Source organism: Bacteroides sp. 41_26, from assembly GCF_949740115.1.
Taxonomy (GTDB): Bacteria; Bacteroidota; Bacteroidia; order Bacteroidales; family Bacteroidaceae; genus Bacteroides; species Bacteroides nordii.
Window position 1 is genome coordinate 115294 of sequence record NZ_CATJGZ010000128.1, and the last position, 9109, is coordinate 124402.

Here is a 9109-nt window from a genome sequence, read left to right on the forward strand (position 1 = left end):
CTGACAATTCATTTTAAGAAAGGAAAATTATGGAAAAATTTGATGAATTAATACAGTCACCGGTCCCGGTTTTAGTAGATTTTTTTGCAGAATGGTGTGGTCCTTGTAAGGCAATGAAACCAATTCTTGAAGAAGTAAAAGCTAAGATAGGAGATAAAGCCCGCATCGCTAAGATTGATGTGGACCAACATGAACAACTGGCAGCAAGATTCCGTATACAGGCCGTACCTACATTCATACTATTCAGTAATGGAGAAGCTGTATGGCGTCACTCCGGAATGATACACGCCAGTGAATTAACAGGAGTTATTGAACAGTATTCACATAAAAATTAAGAATGAAGAAGGTATTAGCTATGGTAGCTTTTGTCATGGTCAGCGTAATTATTTACGCTTTCAATGATGGAAGCAAGATAAATGCAGATCAACAAGGTAAAGAGGTAAAAAGCGGTGAAGTAATCGTAATGAATAAAGATATGTTCATTAAGGATGTATTTGATTACGAGAACACCAAAGAATGGAAATACAAAGGTAATAAACCTGCCATTATTGATTTATACGCAGACTGGTGTGGTCCTTGCCGAATGACAGCACCTATCATGAAGTCACTGGCAAAGGAATACGACGGCAAGATCGTAATTTATAAAGTTAATGTGGATAAAGAAAAGGAATTAGCAGCTTTGTTTAATGCAACAAGTATTCCTCTCTTTGTATTCATCCCAATGAATGGAGAGCCACAACTTTTCCGTGGTGCAGCAGATAAAGCCACCTACAAAAAAGCAATAGACGAATTCTTGTTGAAGCAGTGAGTAGTGATAAATGATAAGTGATTAGTGATAAGTGATTAGTGCTATGCAGCGTTTATAACGCAACTAGCTAATCACTTATCACTAATCATTTATCACTATTTATAATATCCTACCGGATGATTCATCAATGGTAACTGAGTATCAGTCAGTTTCAATACACTTTTCAATTTAGCAGTATCCATTGAAGCCCGTGGTACAGTAGCTAGTTTGGCAGCAGAACAAAAGATTGAAATATTCTGCGAAACGATGCCTGCATCCACAGCCCCCATCAACTGAGTATGGGTATTCTTGGCATCACCCAAACGAGACAAATCACTAACCAGCAATAAAGAAACGGGTGCCGACTTTACAAAAGCCTGTCCTCCTGCCACTGCTCCCCGATGATCTCCTTCAGCCACCAGATTCAGCTGATGAGCTTTAGCTTCATACAAATAAGTACCTTCAGGCAGTACTACGTAAACATCTACATCTTGTTTGTTCATCGCCGAAGGGGCTGTACGTTTTCCTTCTTCCGGACGATTTATACCATTGGCAGCCCAAAGTAAGTCTGATAAATCAGTAAGAGTTAACGCTTTCGCAGCATATTCACGCGTAGAATGACGGTTGGCAAATGCTTGCATCACCTCACTATTACGGTTCAAATTCGGTTTAGGCAACCGGATCACTTTATCAGCAGCAAATGTAGCCATTGAGATAAACAGGCACAATAATAGCAGTTGTACTTTCCTCATAATCTGTGGTTTTTAAAAGTTTATGCACAAATATAACCGTATCTTAGTGATTACAATCTTTTTCTAAGAAAGTTTAATAAAAAAGGCCTGCATCTGTTAAACAGACACAAGCCTTTTCTTCATTTGTGAACTATATATTTATTATTTCTTTCCGAAATAACGGTTGTAAAGTCCTTCAAAACCTTTACCGTGACGTGCCTCATCTTTACACATTTCATGAACAGTATCATGAATAGCATCCAGATTCAATGCTTTAGCGCGGGTAGCAATACGTTTTTTATCTTCGCAAGCACCAGCTTCGGCGTTCATTCTCTTCTCCAGGTTAGTCTTAGTATCCCATACACAGTCACCCAGCAGCTCAGCAAATTTAGAAGCATGTTCTGCTTCTTCCCAAGCGTAACGTTTGAAAGCCTCTGCTACTTCAGGATAACCTTCGCGATCAGCCTGACGGCTCATAGCCAAGTACATACCAACCTCTGTACACTCGCCCATGAAGTGATTGTTCAGATCCTTAATCATTTCGTCATCGCAACCTTTGGCAACGCCAATTACGTGTTCGTCAACAAAAGTAAGTGCACCACCTTCAGTTTCAACCACTTCTACAAATTTGCTGGCAGGTGCTTTACACAATGGACATTTCTCAGGAGCTGCGTCACCTTCGTAAACGTAACCGCATACAGTACATCTAAATTTCTTCATTTTGTCTTTAATTTTAATTAATTAGTCAATACGTATATTTTTTAAGCAATTCTTACAAATACCCTTATAGTAGTAATGCATTTCAGTTATCTCATGCCCATCCATTTGCAGACCTATAACCTCCTTTATTTCAATAGGAAGTTCCAAATCATATATATTTCCGCACCTTTTACAAATAAAATGCGCATGCGGTGAAGTATCTGCATCAAAATTAGCATTACGTTCATCAATAGTGAGCATCAGAGCCGCCCCCTGCTCTGCAAACAGTTTTAGCGTATTATATACTGTTGTCTTCGAAAGCGTTGGCATTGAGGGAGATAAAGCTGTATATATTTCATCAGCCGACGGATGTGTACGATGTTCCATCAGATATTCCATAATGGCAATACGCTGCATGGAAGGTTTTATGTTGTACTCTAATAATCGGTTATATGGCTTCATAGGCTCTATTTATACAAAATTGTAATCATTACAATTTTAAATTTGAAGCAAAGATAAAGGTTTCTTTTATTTCTGCAAATAATTGGCTAATAAATTTTATAAAAAATAGCTACATTTTTTACAAGTAATCAGATTATGGTAGTAGGTAGTCAGAATATACCAGTTTAAGTGCAATCAGGTTGTTTTCCGGAAGAGGTATATAGACTACGCCTTGCCTCCTTGCAGACAAGGCGTAGTCTGCAAGCATTAGATTAATTAGAATATCCTTTTAGATACTATCAAACGAATATATCAAAACAATTTCCTAATTTTGCAACGCAAATAATAATGTGTTAATACATTACATTTTAATATTTATCAATTATGAACTACGGATTTGTAAAAGTAGCGGCAGCAGTGCCCCGCGTTAAAATAGCGGACTGTAATTTCAATGCCAAACAACTCGAAAGCCTGATAGCAGTTGCAGATGGCAAAGGAGTACAGATTATCACCTTTCCCGAAATGTGTATTACCGCTTACACCTGTGGCGATCTTTTCGGCCAGCAGCTCTTGCTGGAAGAAGCAGAAATGGCACTGATGCAAATATTAAATAATACCCGCCAGCTGGACATCATCTCTATTTTAGGAATGCCGGTAATCGTAAATTCTACTGTTATCAATGCAGCCGTAGTTATCCAGAAAGGTAAAGTACTGGGTGTAGTCCCCAAAACCTATCTGCCCAACTATAAAGAGTTTTACGAACAGCGTTGGTTCACCTCTGCCCTGCAAGTAGCAGAAACCAATGTACGACTTTGCGGACAAATCATCCCAATGGGTACAAATCTGTTATTCGAAACATCAGACACTATTTTCGGGATTGAAATATGCGAAGACTTATGGTCTACCATACCTCCAAGCTCAACACTTGCGCTACAAGGGGCCGAAATCATATTTAATCTTTCTGCCGACAATGAAGGGATAGGTAAAAACAGTTACCTCCGTTCGCTTATCAGCCAACAATCTGCACGTTGTATTTCAGGATATGTATTCTCTTCCTGCGGATTCGGAGAGTCTACTACCGATGTAGTCTTTGCCGGAAACGGACTTATCTATGAAAATGGTAACCAATTGGCACACAATGATCGCTTCAGTTTTGAAGAGCAATTGATTATTAGCGAAATAGATGTAGAATATCTGCGCGCCGAACGGCGTATTAATACAACATTCGCAGCAAGTAAAGGAAATATTCCGGCAGATAAAAAGCCTGTGCGTATTGCTACGGAGTTTGTAAACAGCAAAGAACTGAACCTGACACGTACATTTGAGAGGCATCCATTTGTCCCACAAGAAGCAGCATTGAATGAACGTTGTGAAGAAGTTTTTTCAATACAGGTAGCTGGACTTGCACAACGCCTTGTGCATACCGGGGCTAAAACTGCCGTAATTGGTATCTCAGGAGGGTTGGATTCTACACTTGCCCTACTTGTCTGTGTCAAAACCTTCGATAAATTAGGTTTATCCCGCAAAAATATTATTGGTGTCACTATGCCGGGTTTCGGTACAACCAACCGCACTTATCACAATGCCATCTCTCTTATGAACTCACTCGGCATTACTGTACGGGAAATCAGTATTAAAGAAGCATGTATTCAACACTTCAAGGACATTAACCATGACATCAATGTACACGACGTAACTTACGAAAATGCTCAGGCACGCGAACGCACACAGATATTGATGGATATAGCCAATCAGACAGGAGGAATGGTAATCGGAACAGGAGATTTATCAGAACTGGCTTTAGGATGGGCTACATACAACGGCGATCACATGTCGATGTACGGTGTAAACGGAAGTATCCCTAAAACCCTGGTGAAATATCTGGTAAAGTGGGTAGCAGAAAACGAAGTAGACGAAACATCATGTATTACCCTACTCGATATTGTAGATACACCTATTAGCCCCGAATTAATTCCGGCAGATGAAAATGGAGATATCAAACAAAAGACAGAGGATCTGGTAGGTCCGTACGAATTGCACGACTTCTTCCTCTATTATTTCATGCGTTTCGGTTTTCGTCCGTCAAAGATATTCATGCTGGCTTCATTGGCATTCAAAGAAGTATATGATGAAGAGACAATCAAGAAATGGTTACTCATCTTCTTCCGCCGTTTCTTCAACCAGCAGTTCAAACGTTCCTGTTTGCCCGACGGTCCTAAAGTAGGAAGTATCTCTATCAGTCCACGTGGCGACTGGCGCATGCCAAGTGATGCTTCGGCAGCAGCATGGCTGAAAGAAATTGAAAAACAGTGAGTAGTGAGTAGTGATTAGTGATTAGTGGGCTGCGCTATTACGCTGCATCGTACTAATCACTGCTCACTAATCACTTATCACTACTACAACACCCCTTTACTTGAGGGAAGTTCAAAATGATAAATATCCCGTTTCAAAGCCATTTTCAGCGCACGAGCCAATGCTTTGAATATTCCTTCAATTTTATGATGTTCATTTTGGCCTTCGGCTTTGATGTTTAGATTCATCTTTGCAGCATCACTCAGGGATTTAAAAAAGTGGAGAAACATTTCAGTAGGCATCTCTCCTATCTTTTCGCGTTTAAACTCTGCATCCCACACCAGCCAGGGGCGTCCACCAAAGTCAAGGCATACCTGACAAAGACAATCATCCATAGGAAGAGCATAACCATAACGTTCTATTCCCCGCTTACTTCCTAATGCCTGATAAATACATTCGCCCAAAGCAATAGCGGTATCTTCGATAGTATGGTGTTCATCTACTTCAAGATCACCTTTCACCTTAACAGTGAGATCCATACCAGAGTGTTTACCTATCTGCTCCAACATATGATCAAAGAAACCAAGACCTGTAGAGATATCACAAGTACCATTACCGTCCAGATTCAGAGAAACAAGGATATCCGTCTCCTTTGTAGTACGCCGCACCTCTGCTTTACGTTCTCCGGCAAAAAGAAACTCGGCTATTTTATCCCAGTCAGTAGTAGCCAGTACACAGACATTTTCCAAATCCTTCTCTTTCAGTAACTCAGTAGAATCTTGCAGATAGATGGCACGACATCCCAGATTCCTGGCCAGTTCTACATCCGTAGGACGATCACCAATCACAAAACTCCCTGTCAGGTCGTAATCCGGATTATCAATGTATTTAGTCAACATTCCGGTACGCGGTTTACGAGTCGGGGCATTCTCTTCGGGAAAGCTACGGTCTATCAGAATATCATCGAAAGTAATGCCTTCACCCGCCAGAGTTTTCAACATTAAATTGTGAGCCGGCCAAAAGGTAGCTTCCGGGAAAGAATCGGTCCCTAAACCATCCTGATTGGTGACCATAACAAATTCAAAATCGAGCTTGCTACGAACAAAGCCAAGATTACGGAACACTTTAGGATAAAACTCCAGTTTCTCCAATGAATCAAGCTGATAATCTACAGGAGGCTCAATAACAAGCGTACCATCACGATCAATAAACAATATTTTTTTCTTCATGGGAATGATAATGTAATAATGTGTCAATTAAATAATGTGCCAATGTAATAATGTGCCAATGTGCCAATTGGCTGCGCTATAGAAATATGCCGCATGGTAATTGGCATATTGGCACATTATTTAATTGGCACATTATTACAATAATTATTTGTATTTCTTTAATGCCTCTACCAACTTTCCGTTTTCAGCACGTGTACCTACCGTCACGCGAAGGCAATTGCAGCAAAGTGATATATTATGGCGATTGCGAACAATAATACCCTCTCCTACCAGATAATTATAAATCTTCACAGCATCCGTCACACGGGCCAGAAAGAAGTTAGCATCCGAAGGGAACACTTCCAGCACGCAAGGCAATTCCGCAAAAGCACTTTCCAACTCTTTTCGTTCTTCCTTCAATGCCTTCACCCAACGGTCTACCTCATAATGTTTATGTAACATCTGTATAGCTTGTTGCTGTGTCAATTGATTGACGTTATACGGATACTTGATTTTATTAAGAATAGAAATAATTTCTTCCGAAGCAAAAGCCATACCCAGGCGAATAGCAGCACATCCCCATGCTTTAGAGAACGTTTGAAGTACCACCAAATTGGGATATTCCTTCAGACTGGTAAGCAAAGAAGGAACTTCCGAAAAATCACTATATGCCTCATCCAGTATTACAAGTCCTTCAAAGTTGTTCAGCACCTTCTCTATCTCCGAACGCAACAGATCATTACCCGTCGGATTATTGGGTGAACAAAGAAAAATCAGCTTTGTCCGGTCATCTGTGGCTGCCAACAACTTATCGGCCGAAAACTGAAAATGTTCGTCCAACAATACCTTACGGTATTCTACATTATTCACCTCGGCACATACCTGATACATGCCGTAGGTAGGGTCAATAGCTACTACATTGTCTTTACCCGGCTCACAAAAAGCACGAAATACAAGATCAATAGCCTCATCACTACCATTTCCCAGAAAGATATTCTCCGGAGCTGCTTTTTTAAGTTTCCCCAAATCTTTTTTCAATTCATACTGCAATGGATCCGGATAACGATTATGGGGCAAATTATATGGATTCTCATTAGCATCCAGAAACACAGAGGCAGTAGCCCCTTTATATTCATCCCTTGCTGAAGAGTATGGCTTCAGCTTCCAGATATTCGGACGAGTTAATTCTTGCAATGTTTTCATGCGGATATTTATTTTACGATTTACAATTGATATCTCCCAAGCGGACAGATACGGCATTCTTATGAGCATCCAATTGTTCATTGGCTGCCATTATTTCGATAGCCGGTCCAATAGCCTTCATACCTTCCGGACGGATTTCCTGGAATGTAATCTTACGGATAAAACTATCCAGACTTACACCACTGTATGCTTTTGCATAACCGTTGGTTGGCAGCGTATGATTGGTTCCCGAAGCATAATCTCCGGCACTTTCAGGCGAAAACGCCCCAAGAAACACAGAACCGGCATTGATTACACGTTCTGCTATCTCCCTATAATTTTCCGTCTCTATAATCAGATGTTCAGGACCATATTCATTTGTTAGTTCTAATGCTTCATCCATATCTTTCACCAGAATAAGTTTACTGTTGGCAAGAGATTTTTCCGCAATTTCACGACGCGGCAGTTCCGCTAACTGTCGTTCCACTTCTTTCATCACATCATCCTGTAACTTCTCAGAAGTTGTGATCAGTACTGCCTGGCTATCTACTCCATGCTCTGCCTGTGAAAGCAGATCGGCAGCCACAAATACCGGATTGGCAGAATCATCTGCCAAGACCTCTACTTCCGAAGGACCTGCCGGCATATCAATGGCAACATCACGCAAGCTAACCAACTGTTTGGCTGCCGTGACATACTGATTGCCCGGACCAAAGATTTTATAAACTTTAGGTATACTTTCCGTACCATAAGCCATAGCTGCAATAGCTTGTACTCCGCCGGCTTTGAATATTTTACTTACTCCCGCCATTTGTGCTGCAAAAAGAATAGCCGGATGGATTTTTCCATTCTTATCAGGTGGAGTACAAAGCACAATCTCTTTACAGCCGGCAATCCTGGCCGGAACTGCCAGCATCAATACTGTTGAAAATAACGGTGCTGTACCTCCCGGAATATACAGACCTACTTTCTCAATACCTACCGCCTTCTGCCAGCAAGTCACCCCTTCCATTGTTTCTACTTTACGCCCTACAAAACGTTGTGAAGCATGAAAGGTCTCAATATTCTTTTTAGCCAAAGAGATAGCTGCCTTCAACCCTTCACTGACCAGAGCAACACCTTCTTCCAACTCCGCCTCCGTCACAGCAAGTGATGTCAGAATTGCTTTATCAAAAGTAGCTTCATACTCTATCACGGCTGCATCTCCTTCAGCACGAACACGATTGATAATGCCGCGCACCGTATCAAAAAGGTCCTCCGTATTGAGTGCGGGACGTCTCAGGATGTCGGTCCACTGCTCTCTTGAAGGATATTTTATTTGTTTCATATTTATTAGTTTATAATGTTATGTTGTATTGGATGTACTTTTCTTTTGCCTTGATGCAAAAGAAAAGATACCAAAAGAAAAAATCAAGGCTACATTTCCTCCGCTACTGCACTACGGTGAAAAGCTGAAGGGGCTCGAACTCGCTTCGCTCAAACAATCGCCCCTTCTTACGCTTTTCACCTCCGTTCCGTTTGACGCTGCGGAAATGAGGCCGGGGGACCCATTCGGATGATAGCATACAATGCTTCTTGTTACTAAAGAAGCATGCTATATTACATTAATCATATTGCAATATGCTTACTTTTTAATATCATATATCTCTTCCCCTTCCTAAACCTCAGTATCCGCTGATGAACGGCCTCCGGCCTCATTTTTTCTCCGTCAAGCGAACGCCCGCAGTGAAGCGTCAAAAAGGGGCGATTGTTTGAGCGAAGCGAGTTCG

General features: G+C 41.1%; 9 protein-coding genes. 3 read left to right on the forward strand and 6 right to left on the reverse strand.

Translation table 11 applies throughout. The features are described 5' to 3' along the window. The first annotated feature begins 29 nt into the window (after positions 1-29). Both trxA and QX565_RS19465 read left to right on the forward strand, forming a co-directional pair. Positions 30-335: a thioredoxin gene (gene trxA / locus QX565_RS19460; protein WP_007484901.1), complete on the forward strand. Its 306-nt coding sequence runs from the start codon at positions 30-32 to the stop codon at positions 333-335. Between the two features lie 2 nt (positions 336-337). After that, a complete protein-coding gene (locus QX565_RS19465; protein ID WP_221648818.1) occupies positions 338-808 on the forward strand; it encodes a thioredoxin family protein in 471 nt (156 codons plus the stop codon). Between the two features lie 95 nt (positions 809-903). Here QX565_RS19465 and QX565_RS19470 read toward each other — a convergent pair whose 3' ends face one another. The 3 genes from QX565_RS19470 to QX565_RS19480 all read right to left on the reverse strand — a co-directional run bounded on the left by QX565_RS19470 (position 904) and on the right by QX565_RS19480 (position 2679). After that, positions 904-1539 (reverse strand): SagB/ThcOx family dehydrogenase, encoded by a 636-nt coding sequence (locus QX565_RS19470; protein WP_221648819.1) that lies wholly within the window; start codon positions 1537-1539, stop codon positions 904-906. A 141-nt stretch (positions 1540-1680) separates the two neighbouring features. Continuing rightward, positions 1681-2238 (reverse strand): NADH peroxidase, encoded by a 558-nt coding sequence (locus QX565_RS19475; RefSeq protein ID WP_002561768.1) that lies wholly within the window; start codon positions 2236-2238, stop codon positions 1681-1683. A gap of 21 nt (positions 2239-2259) precedes the next feature. Then, entirely contained in the window at positions 2260-2679 is a 420-nt protein-coding gene (locus QX565_RS19480; protein WP_122202093.1) for a Fur family transcriptional regulator, read from the reverse strand. Positions 2680-3042: 363 nt separating this feature from the next. On the opposite strand from QX565_RS19480, the gene QX565_RS19485 reads away from it, so the two are divergent. Beyond that, positions 3043-4971: an NAD(+) synthase gene (locus tag QX565_RS19485; RefSeq protein ID WP_289294021.1), complete on the forward strand. Its 1929-nt coding sequence runs from the start codon at positions 3043-3045 to the stop codon at positions 4969-4971. Positions 4972-5054: 83 nt separating this feature from the next. Here the strand turns inward: QX565_RS19485 and hisB are convergent, their stop codons facing one another. The 3 genes from hisB to hisD form a co-directional block, all read right to left on the reverse strand. Next, positions 5055-6179, reverse strand: coding sequence for a bifunctional histidinol-phosphatase/imidazoleglycerol-phosphate dehydratase HisB (gene hisB / locus QX565_RS19490; protein WP_289294022.1), 1125 nt, complete (start codon positions 6177-6179; stop codon positions 5055-5057). A gap of 144 nt (positions 6180-6323) precedes the next feature. Continuing rightward, positions 6324-7361 carry a histidinol-phosphate transaminase gene (gene hisC / locus QX565_RS19495; RefSeq protein WP_289294023.1) on the reverse strand — a complete coding sequence of 346 codons (1038 nt, stop codon included), beginning with the start codon at positions 7359-7361 and terminating at the stop codon, positions 6324-6326. Between the two features lie 13 nt (positions 7362-7374). Next, positions 7375-8667, reverse strand: coding sequence for a histidinol dehydrogenase (gene hisD, locus QX565_RS19500; RefSeq protein ID WP_289294024.1), 1293 nt, complete (start codon positions 8665-8667; stop codon positions 7375-7377). Positions 8668-9109: the final 442 nt, after the last annotated feature.